The 16,650-nt window shown below is 70.9% G+C and carries 16 protein-coding genes; 3 read left to right on the top strand and 13 right to left on the bottom strand.

The genetic code is table 11. From position 1 onward, the window contains the following. Positions 1–123 precede the first annotated feature (123 nt). The 6 genes from ACFYPM_RS04440 to ACFYPM_RS04415 all read right to left on the bottom strand — a co-directional run bounded on the left by ACFYPM_RS04440 (position 124) and on the right by ACFYPM_RS04415 (position 5,892). Positions 124–969, bottom strand: a complete 846-nt coding sequence (locus tag ACFYPM_RS04440) for an endonuclease domain-containing protein (RefSeq protein ID WP_387191143.1) — start codon at positions 967–969, stop codon at positions 124–126. A gap of 333 nt (positions 970–1,302) precedes the next feature. Next, complete coding sequence (locus ACFYPM_RS04435) at positions 1,303–2,091, bottom strand: ABC transporter permease (protein WP_387191141.1); 789 nt, start codon at positions 2,089–2,091, stop codon at positions 1,303–1,305. Then, positions 2,088–2,990, bottom strand: a complete 903-nt coding sequence (locus ACFYPM_RS04430; protein ID WP_387191139.1) for an ABC transporter permease — start codon at positions 2,988–2,990, stop codon at positions 2,088–2,090. Before ACFYPM_RS04430 ends, ACFYPM_RS04435 begins: the two co-directional genes overlap by 4 nt. Beyond that, the gene (locus ACFYPM_RS04425; protein WP_387191137.1) at positions 2,987–4,138 is read right to left on the bottom strand and encodes an ABC transporter ATP-binding protein; all 1,152 of its coding nucleotides are present in this window, start codon (positions 4,136–4,138) and stop codon (positions 2,987–2,989) included. The genes ACFYPM_RS04430 and ACFYPM_RS04425 overlap by 4 nt, the downstream gene beginning before the upstream one ends. Before the next feature lie 4 nt (positions 4,139–4,142). Further along, the gene (locus ACFYPM_RS04420) at positions 4,143–5,327 is read right to left on the bottom strand and encodes a spermidine/putrescine ABC transporter substrate-binding protein (RefSeq protein WP_387191135.1); all 1,185 of its coding nucleotides are present in this window, start codon (positions 5,325–5,327) and stop codon (positions 4,143–4,145) included. Between the two features lie 196 nt (positions 5,328–5,523). Beyond that, entirely contained in the window at positions 5,524–5,892 is a 369-nt protein-coding gene (locus ACFYPM_RS04415; protein ID WP_387191134.1) for a DUF3499 domain-containing protein, read from the bottom strand. Between the two features lie 153 nt (positions 5,893–6,045). Between ACFYPM_RS04415 and ACFYPM_RS04410 the strand changes: the two genes are divergently transcribed. Beyond that, entirely contained in the window at positions 6,046–6,495 is a 450-nt protein-coding gene (locus ACFYPM_RS04410) for a metallopeptidase family protein (RefSeq protein ID WP_357241919.1), read from the top strand. Between the two features lie 100 nt (positions 6,496–6,595). Here ACFYPM_RS04410 and ACFYPM_RS04405 read toward each other — a convergent pair whose 3' ends face one another. From ACFYPM_RS04405 to ACFYPM_RS04380, 6 genes are all read right to left on the bottom strand, one after another. Then, positions 6,596–6,853: a WhiB family transcriptional regulator gene (locus ACFYPM_RS04405; protein ID WP_007455784.1), complete on the bottom strand. Its 258-nt coding sequence runs from the start codon at positions 6,851–6,853 to the stop codon at positions 6,596–6,598. Between the two features lie 458 nt (positions 6,854–7,311). Continuing rightward, positions 7,312–7,641, bottom strand: coding sequence for a phospholipase (locus ACFYPM_RS04400; RefSeq protein ID WP_387191132.1), 330 nt, complete (start codon positions 7,639–7,641; stop codon positions 7,312–7,314). A gap of 16 nt (positions 7,642–7,657) precedes the next feature. Then, positions 7,658–9,052 (bottom strand): DUF4331 domain-containing protein, encoded by a 1,395-nt coding sequence (locus tag ACFYPM_RS04395; protein WP_387191130.1) that lies wholly within the window; start codon positions 9,050–9,052, stop codon positions 7,658–7,660. A 51-nt stretch (positions 9,053–9,103) separates the two neighbouring features. Beyond that, positions 9,104–9,382 (bottom strand): hypothetical protein, encoded by a 279-nt coding sequence (locus ACFYPM_RS04390; protein WP_357241910.1) that lies wholly within the window; start codon positions 9,380–9,382, stop codon positions 9,104–9,106. A gap of 38 nt (positions 9,383–9,420) precedes the next feature. Beyond that, positions 9,421–11,964: a bifunctional FO biosynthesis protein CofGH gene (locus ACFYPM_RS04385; protein ID WP_387191128.1), complete on the bottom strand. Its 2,544-nt coding sequence runs from the start codon at positions 11,962–11,964 to the stop codon at positions 9,421–9,423. A 286-nt stretch (positions 11,965–12,250) separates the two neighbouring features. Further along, on the bottom strand, positions 12,251–13,258 hold the full coding sequence (locus ACFYPM_RS04380) for a hypothetical protein (protein WP_387191126.1): 1,008 nt from the start codon (positions 13,256–13,258) through the stop codon (positions 12,251–12,253). Between the two features lie 98 nt (positions 13,259–13,356). Between ACFYPM_RS04380 and cofD the strand changes: the two genes are divergently transcribed. Further along, positions 13,357–14,358: a 2-phospho-L-lactate transferase gene (cofD, locus tag ACFYPM_RS04375; protein WP_387191124.1), complete on the top strand. Its 1,002-nt coding sequence runs from the start codon at positions 13,357–13,359 to the stop codon at positions 14,356–14,358. Next, complete coding sequence (locus ACFYPM_RS04370) at positions 14,355–15,440, top strand: coenzyme F420-0:L-glutamate ligase (RefSeq protein WP_387191122.1); 1,086 nt, start codon at positions 14,355–14,357, stop codon at positions 15,438–15,440. The genes cofD and ACFYPM_RS04370 overlap by 4 nt, the downstream gene beginning before the upstream one ends. Positions 15,441–15,549: 109 nt before the next feature. On the opposite strand, the gene ACFYPM_RS04365 is transcribed toward ACFYPM_RS04370, so the two are convergent. After that, entirely contained in the window at positions 15,550–16,548 is a 999-nt protein-coding gene (locus ACFYPM_RS04365) for a winged helix-turn-helix domain-containing protein (protein ID WP_387191120.1), read from the bottom strand. Positions 16,549–16,650 lie beyond the last annotated feature (102 nt).

The raw sequence follows: 16,650 nt of genomic DNA, 5'->3' as shown, positions 1-16,650 counted from the left end.
GCGCGGAGAGCGCGGAGAGCGCGGAGAGCGCGGAGAGCGCGGAGAGCGCGGAGAGCGCGGAGAGCGCGGAGAGCGCGGAGAGCGCGGAGAGCGCGGAGAGCGCGGAGGGCGGGGAGGGCGGGGTCACGAGAGGGCTGCACGGATTGTGGCGCTGATGTATTGAGGGCGGCAGTAGAGGTCGCGGTCGGTGAAGTAGCGCATTCGCCAGCCCGCCGCATCCAGCCAGTTGACCCGCTCCCGGTCGTACCGGAGTCGTTCACGGTCCAGATGCGACAGTCCGTCGTACTCGATGCCGACCCGGCGCTCTCGATACGCCAGATCCAGCCGGTAGCGAAAGCCGCCGTGGCGATCGGTCACCCATAGCTGCGGCTCGGGAGGCGGCAGGCCCGCATCGAGCAGGATCAGTCGCAGTTGGCTCTCCTGCCGGCACTCCGCCCGGCTGTCGGCGAGCGGTACGAGGTGCCGAGCCTGCCGGACACCACGCAACGCAGCGTGGCCCGAAACCTCCGCCAGCAGGTCGTCCTGGCTCACCGCGCCCGCGCGCAGTGCGGCATCGAGTACCGGTAGGGCGTCGAGCCGCCGAACGACGCGCGCCAGGTCGACCGCGCAACGGGCGGCCGGCACGCATGGCAGCCCTTTGACGAGGGCTGGCCGGGTGGAGAGGACCGTCCGGTGTACGACGACCCCGGGCAGACGGGGCTTTGGCACCTCTGCGGGCAACTGGATGTGGATCAGATCATCCCGGAGCACACCGAAGCCGTGCCGGCGCGCGGCACTCTGCCTGGCCAGCATGGCACCTTCGGGCAGGCGGAGCAGCAGGGCACGCAGTTCGTCATCGTCGCCGCAGGGCTGGTCGGCGTAAACCCCCCGGCGCACTCGCAGCAGTTCCTCGCGGTCGAGCTGGCTACGGATCCGCCTCATTGTGAGCTGCTGCATGAGCCCGTCGGTGCGCCACAACTGAGTTGCCACACAAGCAGGCTGACTGCCGCCCGCCGCCAAGTCAGCCCGCCCCCACCCACCTGTGGAAAACAATTGCCCCTGTGGACAACCCACCCCCACCCCCACCCCCGTGCTACCCACCCACCCCCACCCCGCACCCCCACCCCACCCGCACCCCGCCGCGATCTTGCACTTTCTGTCGCCGAAATGCCCGATAGACGCTAAATGCGGGGGCAGGAAGTGCAAGATCGCGGCGGGGGGCGGGGGGCGGGGGGCGGGGGGCGGGGTGCGGGGGGCGGGGTGCGGGGGGCGGGGTGCGGGTGCGGGGTGCGGGTGCGGGGTGGGGGTGAGGGGTGGGTGGGGTTATGCGGGTCGTTGGGCGCGCAGCGACGTGAGCCCGGTCAGCAGGAGCGCAATCGCGAACATCGCGGTGCCGATGACGTTCACCTGCGGCGGGATGCCCCGCTGGGCGGCGCCCCAGACGTACATCGGGAACGTGACAGTGGTGCCGGCATTGAAGTTCGTGACGATGAAGTCGTCGAAGCTGAGCGAGAAGGCCAGCAGCGCGGCGGCCACGATGCCGGGCAGCAGCAAGGGCAGGGTGATCCTCCGGAAGGTCTGCCACTCGCTGGCGTAGAGATCCATGGCGGCCTCCTCCAGCCGCCGGTCCATCCCCGCCAGCCGCGCCCGCACGGTGACCACCACGAACGACACACAGAACGTCACGTGCGCGACCACGATGGTCCAGAAGCCCTGCGGCACCCCGGCGGACACGAAGAGCGCCAACAGCGAGGTGCCCATCACCAGCTCCGGGGTGGCCATCGACAGGAAGATCAGCACGTTGATGCCGGACCGGCCGCGGAGGCGGTGCCGGACCAGCGCGAACGCCAGCAGGGTGCCCAGCACGGTGGCGGCCACGGTGGCGAGGAAGCCGATCTGCACACTGCGGACCACTGCGTCACACATGTCCGACGTGGCGCAGGGCCGCCGCCAGTTGTCCAGGGTGAACTCGTTGAAGTCGTACGACAGCCGACTCGACGGGCGGTTGAACGACAGGCCAGCCACCACCAGGATCGGCAACGAGAGATAGCCGACCACCAGCAGCGCCACGATCAGCACCCAGTGGTCGACCAGCCAGCGCCAGAACCTCACCAGAGCCGCCTCTCGAAGCCGGCCCGACGCAGGTAGCCGACGACCACCGCGAGGATCGCCGCCATCAGCAGGAACGACAGCGCGGCGCCCTGCGGGTAGTCCAACCGGACCAGGAACGCCGAGTCGACGACGTTGCCGATCATGTACTCGTTGGGGGTGCCGAGCAGTTCGGCGTTGATGTAGTCGCCGCTCGCCGGGATGAAGAACAGCAGCGTGCCGGCGACCAGGCCGGGCCGGGACAGCGGCAGGGTCACCCGGCGGAACGCCTGCGCACCGCTCGCGTACAGGTCGCTGGCCGCCTCCAGCAACCGGTGGTCGAGCCGCTCCAGGCTCGCGTACAGCGGCAGCACCAGAAACGGCAGGAAGTTGTACGTCAGGCCGAGCACCACCGCCATCGGCGTGGCCAGCAGCCGTCCCTGCGGTGCGAGCAGGTGCACATCGCGCAGCAGACCGACGAGCACGCCGTTGTCCGACAGGATGGTCTTCCAGGCCAGCGTCCGGACCAGGAAGTTGGTGAACATCGGCGCGACCACGCACACCAGCAGCAGGTTCCTCCACCGCCCGGCCTTCTGCGCGATCGCGTACGCCAACGGGTAGCCCAGCAACAGCGCCAGCACCAGGGCCAGCCCGGCGTAGCCGAACGAGCGCAGGAACTGCGGCCAGTACGCCTGCACCACGTCCGGGTAGTTGCCGAACGCCCAGGCCATCGCGTACCCGGTGGAGAGCGAGCCGCCGGGGTCGTAGAGGCTCGCGGAACCGAGTTGCAGCAGCGGCACACCGAAGAAGACGAGCAGCCAGGCCACCCCGGGCAACACCAGGAGGTACGGCAGGAGGCGGCGCCGGCCGGACCGGACCGCCGGTGACCCCTGCCCCGCTCCGGTCGGCGCCGGACGGGTCACGAGGGCGCGCCCACCGGCTCGTCGCGCACCGGCGACGTCCGGTCGGTGTCCCCGGCGGCACGGGGCAGCAGGAACGCGTGCCGCGGATCCCAGTACGCCACGGCCGTGCTGCCGACCGCCACCGGCGTCGAGGTCCCGCTGTTGGCCGTGAAGACCGACAACTCGGCGCCCCAGCCGGTCCGCAGCAGATACTGCGTGCTGACGCCCACATAGGACGCGTCCGTGACCACCCCGGTGACGTGCTGATGCCCAGCGGGCACCTGGTCGGCGGAGCCGACCAGAATCAGCTTCTCCGGGCGTACCCCCAGGTGGACCGGACCGCGGTCGGACCGGGACCGGCCGGCGGGCACCGAGAAGCGGCTGCCGTGCGCCGTCACCGCGACGTCGCCGCCGCTGACGCCGGTGGCGTCGCCGGCGAGCAGGTTGGACTGGCCGAGGAAGGTCGCCACGAACGCGGTGGCGGGAAGCTCGTAGAGGTCGGCCGGCGTGCCCTGTTGCGCGATCCGTCCGTCGTGCATCACCGCGACGGTGTCGGCCATGGTCAGGGCCTCCTCCTGGTCGTGGGTGACGTGCACGAAGGTGATGCCCACCTCGGTCTGGATCCGCTTCAGCTCGATCTGCATCTGCCGGCGCAGCTTCAGATCCAGGGCACCCAGCGGCTCGTCGAGCAGGAGGACCTGCGGCCGGTTGACGAGCGCCCGGGCCAGCGCGACCCGTTGCTGCTGGCCGCCGGAGAGCTGGGCCGGCCGGCGGTTGCCGTAGCCGTCGAGCTGCACCAGCGACAGCATCCGCAGAACCTCACCGTCGACCGAGCGGATGCCGCGTCGACGCAGCCCGAAGGCCACGTTCTCGAAAACGGTGAGGTGCGGGAACAGCGCGTAGCTCTGGAAGACGGTGTTGATCGGCCGCCGGTACGGTCGCAGCCGGGTGACGTCCCGGTCACCGAGCAGCACCTGGCCGCTCGTCGGTTCCTCCAGCCCGGCGATCATCCGCAGCGTGGTGGTCTTGCCGCAGCCGGACGGGCCGAGCAGGGCGAAGAACGAGCCCGGCCCGATGGACAGGCTGAGGTCGTCGACCGCGGTGGAAATGCCGAACCGCTTGGTGAGGTTGGCCAGGCGCAGGTGGTCGGCGGGTGTCTCGCGTGCCATCCCGTCACGCCCCGATGACCTGTTGGAACTTACCCTCGTACTCCTTCTCCTGCTTCTCGTCGAGGGCCATGAACATCGTGGACTTCGACAGCAGAGCCTCGTCCGGGAAGATCAGCGGGTTGGTCGCCAGCTCGGGGTCGATCTTCTCCATCTCGGCCTGAGCCCCCTTGACGGGGCAGATGTAGTTGACGGACGCGGCGAGCCTCGCGGCGACGGCCGGCTCGTAGTAGTAGTTGATGAGCCGCTCGGCGTTCGCCTTGTGGGTGGCCCTGTTGGGCACCATCATGTTGTCGCTGTAGAGCATCACCCCGGAGTCGGGCGCGACGAACCGCACCCTCTCGTCAGTGGCGGAGAGTTGGATGACGTCCCCGGACCAGCCGATGCAGGCGGCGATGTCGCCCTTGGCGAGGTCGGGTGCGTAGTCGTTGCCGGTGAACCGCCGGATCTGCCCCGAGTCGACGGCCTTCTTGAGTTGGTGGAGCGCGTCGTCGAACTGGGCGGTGGTGAAGTTCGACGGGTCGTGCCCGCCCGCGCCGAGCAGCAGGCCCATGGTGTCGCGCATCTCGCTGAGCGCGGTCACCCGGCCCTTGAGGTCGGGGCGGGTCAGCAGCTCGTCGACCGTACGCAGCTCCTTGGTGACCTTTTCGTTGTACGCCAACCCGGCGAGGCCGGACTGCCACGGGATGGAAAGCTGGTTGTCGGTGTCGAAGGAGCGGTTGAGCAGCGGCGGGAGCAGGTTGGCCCGCACGTTCGGAATGTTCGCCGGGTCGAGTTTCTGGATCCAGCCGAGCCGGCTCATCCGGGCCGCCATCCAGTCGCTCAGCACGATGATGTCCCGGTCGGTACTCTGGCAGGCGGTGAGCTGCTGCCGCACCTTGCCGAAGAACTCGTTGTTGTCGTTGATGTCCTCGGTGTAGGTGACCTGGATACCGGTCTTCCGGACGAACTCGTCCAGACTGGGTCGCTTGGACTCGTCCTGCTCATCCACGTCCAGGTACTGCGGCCAGTTGGAGAACGTGAGCTTCCGCTCGATGCCGGAGAGGTCGTCGCTGACGCAACCAGCCTCGGTCTGTTGGGCGCCCTTGGTGCCGCAGCCGGCAAGGCCGCCACCTGCGGCGACCAGGGCGGCCGAACCGAGAGCGCCGGTGAGCAGTCCACGCCGGGAGAGGGGCCGGAGGGGGACACGCATCAGTTTTCCTCAGGGTCGGTGCCGTGGACGACTGACACGATGACAAACCGGCAGCACCGGCGGAGCATCGGGGGCCCACCACCCCACCCCACCTCACTGGTTGATCAAGAGGTTTACGTCATCAACCGGCGCGTTCTTGACGCAAACCTCTTGGTCAACACCGAAGCGGGCGGGCCCGCAGGGGACCCGGGCTGAGTTAGTGGTTGGGGGGGATTACTCGGAGGTGGCCTCGGCGGCCGGTTTGGTGGGGGTGCTCGGGGCGGTTCTGGTCGGGCTCCGGGGGGCGGGGGGCCGGGCGGGCGGCTTCGCGGACCGCCTCGGCCAGGGCCACCAGGTCGTCGGTGGTGGGCGGCGGCGGCTCGAATGCGCCCTCGTGCCGGACCACGTCCCAGCCACGCGGTGCTGTCAGGCTGCGGGCATGCGGCTCGCACAGGTCGTACGTGTGCGGCTCGGCGAACGCCGCCAGCGGCCCCACCACCGCTGTCGAGTCGTTGTAGACATAGGTCAATGTGGCGACCGCTTGCCGGGGGCAGCCGTTACGGGAGCAGCGCCGTGGTGACCTCACGTGCGGCAGGGTATCTCCATTACCGGGTCCGGCGCATCGCTTCGCGTTGCGACACGCCCGTCACGGTGATCACAGTTCGCCGTTCTGGGCGCGCCGCGCCACGGGAGCGGCGGTGCCGCTGGCCAGCCCGGCGCGGGCGCTACCCTTTGCGTCATGACGAGCCCGGAACACCGCCGCCCCGGCCCCGGCCGGCGTGTGCACCGTGACCGGCACGGTCGTGGCCTGCGCGGGCGGTTGGTGCCGGCCACCGTGCCACTGGCGCGGACCAAGGCCGAGGTCTTCGACGACCTGGTCCTGGACACCGTGGAGACGCTGGAGCGTCGGTTCGCCAAGGAACTGGCCGGGGTCGAGTTCGCGGTCGAGGACGTCCCGCCGGACCTGAACGTGTACGACTCCGATGTGCTGGAGGATGGCGAGGTCCCGCTGGCCCGGCTGCTGCCCGGCCGACCGGGCCGACAGGAGGTGCCGCCGCGGATCGTGCTGTACCGGCGGCCTCTGGAGTTCCGGGCGATGGACCGCGAGGACCTCGCCGACCTCGTGCATGACGTGATCATCGAACAGGTGGCTAACCTGCTCGGGGTCGACCCCGACGAGCTGACCTGAGCCACCACTCAGACGCCGGCCACGCAGCCGCACCGGCGGCACACGCAGCCCCAGAACGCGCAAGAGTCGGGCGGCCCCCACCGCCTCGACCTCGCACCGCTCAGGCGGCCCGCCGCTTCAACTTGCGCCGCTCCCGCTCGGAGAGCCCACCCCAGATGCCGAACCGCTCGTCGTGACCGAGAGCGTATTCGAGGCATTCGGTCTTGACCTCACACCGCGAGCAGATCCGCTTCGCCTCGCGGGTTGAGCCGCCCTTCTCGGGGAAGAACGCTTCGGGGTCGGTCTGCGAGCACAATGCCCGCTCCTGCCACTCCGGCGCGTTTCCGAGCAGGTCGGCCACCTCAAGCTGGCCGTCCATCAAATGCCTCCTTGTCGCGCACCGGCGTCATCGCCGCTGCAACCCCCCACGCGAAAGGCGTGCTTGTCCGTCCGGTCCCGTTTTGTTGCGTTCCGTGCGAACAACCCCATTCAAATTACACGCGTGTAATGCGTGCGCCGTCAAGCCAAACTTGATAATGGAGTCGCCCTCCCGACACCCCCGGACGACCACTCGGGCCGTCCAGCCTCGCAACCTGCCCTATCGATTCAGACCCCGGCCGAGTAACGCCCTCTCCGGCGAGTTGCCCGACTTTTCTCCCGTGGCGCTCCCCCGACGAGACGCCGCCGGGGCAGTGCCGGACGTCCACACCCGCAAAGCTGATCTTGGTGGGGGACAGGTTAACGCGGCGCGGCGCAGACCGCCCGTCGAGCTGGAGACAGCACGTACGCCCCGCCCACAATGTGGACGGGGCGCGGTGCATCAACGGTGCCAAACGGTCAGCTGGCGACCCCGAAACCGCTGGTAGGCAACACGAATTCGGCGATACCTCCACCGTGGACAGAAACTGAGCCCGCCGGCGTACTCTCGTCCCACCAGACGGTATAAATCCCGCCGGGCAGATCCGGATAGACCGCACTGTGGAACGAGCCGTCCTGCACCCGGCGCTCCCGCACGGCAGAGTGGACCCGACGATCGTCGTCCCGGCTGATCTCGATCTCCCGGCCGTGCAGATCCCGGCCCGTGTAGACGATCAGGGCACCGGTGTCGCCACCCAGATCGAGGACGACGCTCCCCGTCTCCGACGGCCCGTACGCGTGCTCGTGCATCCCCTCCCCCCGCCGGTCAGGACGCCGCCGGCGGGTTGTTGAACCCGTCGTACGGAGTACCCAGGTAGGGGAAGTTTGCGAGGAACGGCGCGGTCACGTCGGCGGCGCTCAACCCCGGGGTGACCGCGGCGGCCGCCGCGTCCGGTTGGAACGTCTTGTCCACCAGCGGGACGGTGACCCCGGCGATCGCCCGCAGCGCGATGCTGACCACGTCGTCGCCGACTCGCCGCCCGTTCGGGTATCCGGCCAGGTCATTACCGAGCACACCGAACCGGTCGGGCTGCCGGGTCGGCGGGATCGCGGTGTTCAGCCGCAGCATGTCGGCCTGCACGTCGCCGGTGGCGTTCGTGAAACCGTCGATCAGCCCGGCCGGTACGCCGGTGAGCAGGATCGCCACCAGGTCCGCACGGGCCTTCTTTGCCTTGGTGAGCCGGTCCAGATTCGGGAACACGTCCGGGTAGAGCGCCGGCAGCAGAGCGGCCAGCTCCGGCTGCTCGACGAACCGCGTGAACCGCTTGTCCTCCGACGGTGGCAGCGAGTTCCACAGGTCCTTCTTGGACATCGGCACGATGACCTCGTTGAACAACGGATTGCCCAGCCGGGAGACCTGGGTGAACGGCCCGGTGGCGGTGTCCGCACCGCCCCGGTCACCGAGCACCCGCACCTGCCGGCGCGACGCCGACGTCCACACCCCGATCACCGACGCCGCGTCACCGGCGCCGTAGCGGTTGGCTCGGCGACGCACCTGCTTCAGTGGCACCTGCACGGCGATGCTGTGCACGTTCATCCGGTCGGTCGCGTTGACCGGCTCCCCCTCGGCCTTGAAAATCTTCTTCCCGGCGACGTGCAGCTGCTGGAACGGCCGCAACGTGCCGAGGTCGAAGATCGCACCCAGGTCGACGAAGAAGCCGTCCGCGCGCTGCCCGGCGAAGACCCGCTCGCCGGTGGAGAGCGAGTAGGTGGCCTGCCGCACAAGCTCGGCGTACTTCGGGGTGGACAGCGGGCCGACGTTGCACGGCGGGCAGGGCAGCTTGTGCGCCAACCGGTGCTCCCGGCCGTCGGTCACCCGGGTCAGGCTGTAGAACTGCCGCCGGTTCCAGTTCTTGCTGTCCAGCGACTCGATGGTGCCGGTGTTGTAGAGAAAGCTGTTCGGATTGGTGATCTCGGTGGTGAATTCGAACCGGTAGGTGACATCCGGACGACCGTCGCCGTCGTTGTCGATATGGATCTCGTAGCGCACATCGTCACCGAACTCGAAGAAGTTCGGGCCCCCCGAGGGCAGCTGCAACGGAACGTAGTTGGCGATCAGCGTCACCGTGTCGGGCTTGTCGGGGCTGACGAACGCGTACAGGTCGGAGCTGTCGGCGACCGGATCCTTGGCTATCTCCGGGGCCTCGCGGTGGGAAGACATGGCGGACCAACCTCACTGGGCGGGGACAGGATGGCAGTGCGCAGTGCCGGGTCAGCGCCGGGCGGCGCGCCGCAGCCGGTCCGCCAGGCCGCGGTCACGTACCTCGATCCGCGTCTCACCGACGAAGACGTCCATCGTTCCGGAGGCGGCGTCGCGCAGGTGCACGACGATCGGCTCGTCGGCACGTCCAGCCGCGCCGGGGGCGTTCTGCGCGGCCGACAGGCCGGGCACGGTGAGCGCGGCGGCACCGAGGGTGGCGGTGGCCGCGGCGGTCAACGTCTGCCGGCGGGTCAGTCGCGGCCACTGCCGCTTCCGCTGATCACTGGTCATGCCGCGTGGTACGGCCGATGGCGGGGAAAGGTTCGACGTCAGGGTCGGGCGTGACCGTACGCAGTCGACCGCTTGCGCGCCGGCCGACCGGCCGCCGTCGCGATGGCCCGCAACTGCTCCTCGGTACGCGCCGACCCGTTGTCGGAGCCGGCCATCCGGGAGATGGTCTCCTCCATCAGCGTGCCGCCGAGGTCGTTGCAGCCGCCCTGGAGCATCGCGGCGGTGCCCTCGTCACCGAGCTTCACCCAGGAGCACTGGATGTTGTCGATCCGCCCGTGCAGCAGCAACCGGGACATGGCGTGCACCACCCGGTTCTCCCGCCAGGTCGGCCCCGGTCGGGCGATTCCCGCCAGATAGATCGGAGCATTGGTGTGCACGAACGGCAGGGCCACGAACTCGGTGAACCCGCCGGTACGGTCCTGCACGCCGGCCAGCACCCGAAAGTGCGCCAACCACTGCCCGGGGTGGTCGACGTGGCCGTACATCATTGTGGAGCTGGACCGGATGCCCAGCTCATGGGCGGTGCCTACCACGTCGACCCAGGCGGCGGCCGGGAGTTTGCCCTTGGTCAACACCCAGCGGACGTCGTCGTCGAGGATCTCCGCGGCGGTGCCGGGGATGGTGTCCAGCCCGGCCTCGCGCAGCTGCGTCAACCACTCGCGCACCGGCACACCCGCCTTCGCGGCAGCGGTGACGATCTCCATGGGCGAGAACGCGTGCACGTGCATGTCCGGCACCCGGGCCTTGATCGCGCGCACGATGTCGGCGTACCCGGTGACCGGCATCTTCGGGTCGATGCCACCCTGGAGGCACACCTCGCTGGCCCCGGCCGCCCACGCCTGCTCGGCCCGGTCGGCGACCTGGTCGACGGAGAGCCGGTACGCGTCGGCGTCCCGCTCACGCTGGGCGAAAGCACAGAACCGGCAGCCCACGTAGCAGACGTTGCTGAAGTTGATGTTGCGGTTGACCACGTAGGTGACGTCGTCGCCGACGGCGTCGCGCCGGACGTCGTCGGCGAGCCGGCACAACGCGTCGAGCGCCGGACCGTCCGCCCCGAACAGCGCCAGCGCGACGTCGGTGTGCCGGGGGTCGAGCAGCGCCGCCGGGTCGTCGGCGGCGAGCTTGAGCCCGGCCGCCAGGTCACGGTCCGCGCCGCTCCCGGCCGCCACCGGGGGTACGCCCGCACGCCGCGCCGTCGCCTCCGGGGTGACCTTCCCGGCGACCTCGGACCAGTCGCCGTAGACGCTGTCGAAGTCGCCGCGCCGGTCCTCGGAACGGCCGGTGGTGTCGATGGTGGCGTGCAGGTCGACCCGCCCGCCGAACACCTCCTCCGGCTCCTGCCAGGGGTGGCCCTGCGGCATGGCCGACTCCACCGCCATGCCGGTCGCCGGATCGGCGAGCGCGTCCACGTGCGGCAGCAGCCGCGGGTCGAGCCACGGGTCACCGGCGCGCACGTACTCCGGGTAGATCGTCAGCCGCTCCCGCAGCGTGAACCCGGCCAGCTCGGTGTGCCGGGCCAGCTCCTCGATCTGCGGCCACGGGCGTTCCGGGTTGACGTGGTCGGGGGTGAGCGGCGAGACACCGCCCCAGTCGTCGATGCCGGCGCGCAGCAGCAGGTCGTACTCACCGGCGATGAGGTTCGGCGGGGCCTGGATCCGGGCCTTCGGGCCGAGCAGCAGCCGGGCCACCGCCACCGTGGCGGCCAGGTCGTGCAGTTCCGCGTCGGGCATGCCGCGCATCGCCGTGTCCGGCTTGGCGCGGAAATTCTGCACGATCACCTCTTGGAGGTGGCCGTACTCCCGGTGGGCGCGACGGATCGCGAAGAGCGCGTCGACCCGCTCGGCCGGGGTCTCCCCGATGCCGATGAGGATGCCGGTGGTGAACGGCACTCCGACCCGGCCGGCGTCGTCGAGCACGCGGAGCCGGACCGCCGGCTCCTTGTCCGGTGAGCCGTAGTGCGGGCCGCCCGGCTCGGACCAGAGGCGGGTCGCGGTGGTCTCCAGCATCATGCCCATGCTCGGGGCGACCGGCTTGAGTCGTTGCAGCTCCGACCAGGACAGCACCCCGGGGTTGAGGTGCGGCAGCAGGCCGGTCTCCTCCAACACGGCCACCGCACAGGCCCGCAGGTAGTCAAGTGTGGAGTCGTAGCCGCGCTCGTCGAGCCAGCTCCGGGCCGCCGGCCAGCGCTCCTCCGGCCGGTCACCGAGCGTGAAGAGGGCCTCTTTGCAACCCTGCTCGGCACCGGCCCGCGCGATGGCGAGCACCTCGTCCCGATCCAGGAACGGCGCCGGCAGCCGGTGCGGCACGGTGGCGAACGTGCAGTAGTGGCAGCGGTCCCGGCACAGCCGGGTCAACGGGATGAAGACCTTCTTCGAGTACGTGACCACGCCCGGCCGCCCAGCGTCACGCAGCCCGGCGTCGCGGATCCCACCGGCCACCCGGAGCAACTCGTCGAGGGCGTCCCCCCGGGCCGACAGCAGGGCGGTCGCCTCGTCGACGTCAAGCGCCCGCCCGGTCGCGGCCCGGCCCAGGGCACGTCGCACGCTAGCGTCACTCGGGCCGGATTGGGTGCGATCAACCATCCGCTCAGCCTATGCGCAGCGCGAGCCGGCCCGGCCAGTCCCGGCCCGCACCGTGGGAAAGGGCACGGCGGCCCCGCCCCCGCCCCCGAACGCCCGTACGCGTGACCCGAAGGTGGGCAGGGCGGCCGGCACCTGTCTCGCCACCTTTGCTCTGCTTCAACCCACGCACCAGGTCGCGTCCGATATCCGGACACGGGGTGGTGCCTCCGTTGAAGCAGAGCAAAGGCGAACCCGAACACCTCGCCGCAGGCGCCTGGTGATCAGAGAGCCGTTGCCGGAGCCAGACTCAGCGCGGCTGGTCCGGATGCTCACCGGGCTTGATCTGCTGGGTACGGTCCGCGTCCGGATCGACCGGGCGGGCAACCGCCTGCGTCGGGTCGGCCGACGCCGGGTCGACGGACTGACGCGGAATGGCCTGCGTCGGGTCGGCGGACGGCGGCTCGACGGACCGACGCGGAATGGCCTGCGTCGGGTCGGCGGACGGCGGCTCGACGGACTGACGCGGAATGGCCTGCGTCGGGTCGGCGGACGGCGGCTGCCCGAACGGCGACGCGGGCGGCGCGGACTGCGGGGCAGGGTGGGCCGGCGGCGCGGACTGCGGTTGTGGCGGGGCCGACTGCGGGGCCTGGAACGGCGGGGACGGCTGGGCGTACTGGCCGCCGTACTGATCCGCCGGGTACCCGCCGGGCTGGCCGGGAGCGGGCCACCCGCCCTGCGGCTGGCCACCGGGCTGCCCCGGGGTCGGCCAACCACCCTGCTGCTGCGGCCAACCCGGCTGCTGCGGTTGACCGTAGACGCCCGGCTGCGGCTTGGGCCGCGGCACGTAGTAGTGGGCACGCCAGATGGTGTAGACGACCCAGGCGGCGACCGCGAAGATCACCATCCAGGCGATCCGGGTGAGCACACCGAGGAGCGCGTCGAGCACCTCGGCCTCGACCAACTGGCCCACCGTCCAGATCAGCAGGGTCAGCGTGCCGAAGATCGCGCTGACCCCGTACTCGCCGAGGGCCACCTGCGTGATCAGCTTGGCCTTCGGCACCACCGGTGAGATGTGCGTGGCCAGCAGCACGGCCAACAGCGGGAGAGCCACCGCCGCCAGCCCGACGAACGTCTCGGAGGCACTGCCCGAACGATCGGTGAAGGAGCCGTCCGGGGCGATCCACCGGAGCAGACCCACGAAGAGGAACACAGCGTTGGCGCCGAGCAACGCGAGCGCGGCGAGTTCGCGTAGTGGCTTGGTCAGCTGACGGGCCTGCGCCGCGTCGGCGGACGCGGGCTCAGCGGGGCTGGTCACGAGCTCCCCCTCGGGGCATGAGCGGACAGGGCGCACGTGAGCCTAGTCTCGTGGGCCACCGACGGATCGGAGGCATCACGTGCGCGAGGATGGTCGTCATGCACATCGTGGTTCTGGCCGGCGGCATCGGCGGCGCCCGGTTCCTGCTCGGCGTCCGGGCGTACGCCCGCGACGTCGGCGCGGAGGTGACCGCCGTGGTCAATGTCGGCGACGACCTGTGGCTACACGGGTTGAAGATCTGCCCCGACCTGGACAGCGTCATGTACACCCTCGGCGGCGGCGCGGACCCGGAGCGGGGCTGGGGTCGGGTCGGCGAGAGTTGGACGGTCAAGGGCGAACTGGCCGCGTACGGGGCACAGCCGGACTGGTTCGGTCTCGGCGACAAGGACATCGCCACCCACCTGGTGCGCACCACCATGCTCAACGGCGGTTACCCGTTGAGCGCGGTCACCGAGGCGCTGTCCACCCGTTGGCAGCCGGGCGTGCGTCTACTGCCGGCGACCGACGACCGCCTGGAGACCCACGCTGTCGTGAGCGGGAGGAGTGAGCTTGCGAGCCCCGCACCCGCGAACAGCGCCAACGCCGCGGAGGACGAGCAGGGGCAGCGGGCGATCCACTTCCAGGAGTGGTGGGTACGACACCGGGCCGACATCCGTACCCATCGCTTCGTCTTCGTCGGTGCGGAGACGGCGAAGCCGGCACCCGGGGTGCTGGACGCGATCGGGTCGGCCGACCTGGTGTTGGTCGCCCCCAGCAACCCGGTGGTGAGCGTCGCGCCGGTGCTGGCCGTACCCGGGCTGCGGGAGGCGGTGGCGGACGGCCCGGCGCCGGTGGTGGGTGTCTCGCCGATCATCGGCGGTGCTCCGGTGCGGGGGATGGCCGACCGCTGCCTCGCTGTGCTGGGTGTCGAGTGCAGCGCCGCCGGGGTAGGCCGCCTCTACGGGGGCCGGTCGGACGGCGGCGTGCTGGACGGCTGGTTGGTGGCCGACGAGGACGCCGGCACGGTGGTGCCGGGGGTGACGGTCCGCGCGATACCGCTGCGGATGACCGACGAGGCGGCGACGGTGGCCATGGTCCGCGCCGCGGTGGAGTTGACGTGAGGCTGGAGATCCTGCCGGTGCTCGGCATCGGCCATGTGACCGAGGGTGACGACCTGGCTGCGATGATCGCCACCGCTGCGCCGTGGCTGCGCAACGGGGACGTGCTCGTGGTGACCAGCAAGATCGTCTCGAAGTCGGAGGGGCGGCTGGTCGACGTCCCGGCGGACGGTCCCGAGCGGCTGGCCGCACGGGACGAGATCCTGGCCGCCGAGACCGCCCGGGTGGTCGCCAGCCGGGGGCCGACCCGGATCGTGCAGACCCGGCACGGTTTCGTGATGGCCTCCGCCGGGATCGACGCGTCGAACGTGGACAAGACCCAACTGGTGCTGCTGCCGGTGGACCCGGACGCGTCGGCACGGGCACTCCGTGACGCGCTGCGGGAGCGCTACGAGCTGGACGTTGCCGTGATCATCAGCGACACCATGGGCCGGCCCTGGCGCAACGGGCTCACCGACGTGGCGCTGGGTGTGGCCGGAATGCCGGCGATCCGCGACCACCGGGGCGAGGTGGATCCGTACGGCAACGAGCTTCAGTTGACCCAGATGGCCGTGGTGGACGAGCTGGCCGGGGCCGGCGAGCTGATCAAGGGCAAGTGCGACCAGGTCCCCGTCGCGGTCGTGCGGGGCTATCTCGCCGCCACCACCCCGGACGACGCCGGTGGCGCGCGGGCGCTGATCCGCGACGCGGCACAGGATCTCTTCGCGCTCGGCACCGCCGAGGCCCGCGCCGCCGGACTCACCGACGCCGCCACCCTGGCCGATGGTCCCGGCCCGACGCCGGCCGACCTGGGCGCGGTACGACGGGCGATCGACGCGGTCGCCGGGGTGGTCGCCCCCGGCACGGTCTTCACGCTCGTCGACGAGGCCGAGGTACGCGCCGGGCTGGTCGCCGAGATGCCCGGCTGGCCGGACGGGGCCGACCTGCTGCTCGGCTCGGCCCCGACACCCGTCGACCCGATCGGCCTGGTTCGCTTCGGTGCCGACCTGCACCGACTGCGCGTCGCGCTGGCTGCCCAGGGCCTCGGGTCGACCCTGTTGCCACCGCCGCCCGGCAGCCCGGCGAGCGCCGCGCTCGCGCTCTGAGCGACGGCCGGGTCGCCCGTCGCGCCGGCCCGACGCACGGCACGCTCGCGCTCTGAGCGACGGCCGGGTCGCCCTCCCGAGCGGCCCGGCGAGCTCGCGCGGTGGCGGGTCAGGCGTCGAGCATGGCCCGGCCGAGCGGGGTCAACGTGTGCAGCACGCTGTTGCGGTCCCGGTGGCTGACCAGCAGGCCGGCGTTGCGCAGCACCGTGGCGTGTTGGCTCGCCGCCGCCGGTGAGATGTTGAGCCGGCGGGCGACCTCGCCGGTGGTGCAGCCCTCGTCGCTGGCCTGCAACACGGCCGCCCTGGTGCGGCCGAGCAGCGCGGCGAGTGATTCGCGGGCGGCAGCGGACCGGACCGCCCCGGTGCCGTCGACCGACGCCAACCCACCCAACCGGTCCACCCGGTAGACGAGCACCGGCGGCAGGGCCGGATCGAGCAGGGCGACAGGCGTGTCCGCGCAGAAGAACGACGGCACCAGCAGCAGCCCACGACCGTCCAGGTGCAGCTCCCGGCTGTGTGGGTAGTTGCGGACCTCAAGCACCCCACCGTCCCAGCGCATGGCCGGCCGGAGGCTGGTGAGCAGGCCCTCGATGCCGCCGTCGAGCAGCGCCCTGGCCCGGTGCGCCCGGTCCGCCGCGACCGCCGACTGGATGCGGCTCCAGTACGGGTTGATCGCCAACGACCGGTACTGGACCATCGAGTCGGCGAGGTGGTGCAGGACCGCCACCTCGCCCCGGGCCAGCGCGGCGGCCGAGGGCGGCAGCTGGTTCTCGGTGGCGAGCACGCTCAGGTCCCGTTGCAGCATCCCGGTCGGGGTGCTGCGGAGCGCGTCCAGCCCGGCCTCGAAACCGTCGACGCTGGCGTACGGGGTGAGGAAGTCCGGGAAGTAGCCGCGCGGCGGGCTCAACGCGAAGAGCAACCGGAGTTGCTCGGAGGCGGCGTCGTGACGCAGGCCTCGGGAGACGCTGCGCCGCCAGTGTGCCGTCAACGGGTCGCGGTTGCGGCTCTGCAAGGCGTGCAGGCTGAGGACCAGCTCCCAGACCGGGTCCGCCGCCGGCGCCACCCGAGTCCGGAGGATGTCCTCCCCGGAAAAGTGGATCTTCAGCATGGAGCGCTCCAGTGTCGCCAGCAGGGGGATGCCGGGTGACCGTTTGACTCTACCCGGACGGCACTAATCTCCATCTTTAAGCCTGGGCTGAAAAACCTCGAC

This window comes from Micromonospora sp. NPDC005203, from assembly GCF_042872705.1.
In the GTDB taxonomy this organism is placed as follows: Bacteria; Actinomycetota; Actinomycetes; order Mycobacteriales; family Micromonosporaceae; genus Micromonospora.
Note: the sequence above shows the minus strand (reverse complement) of the source record. Positions and strands in the feature narration are given on the sequence as shown.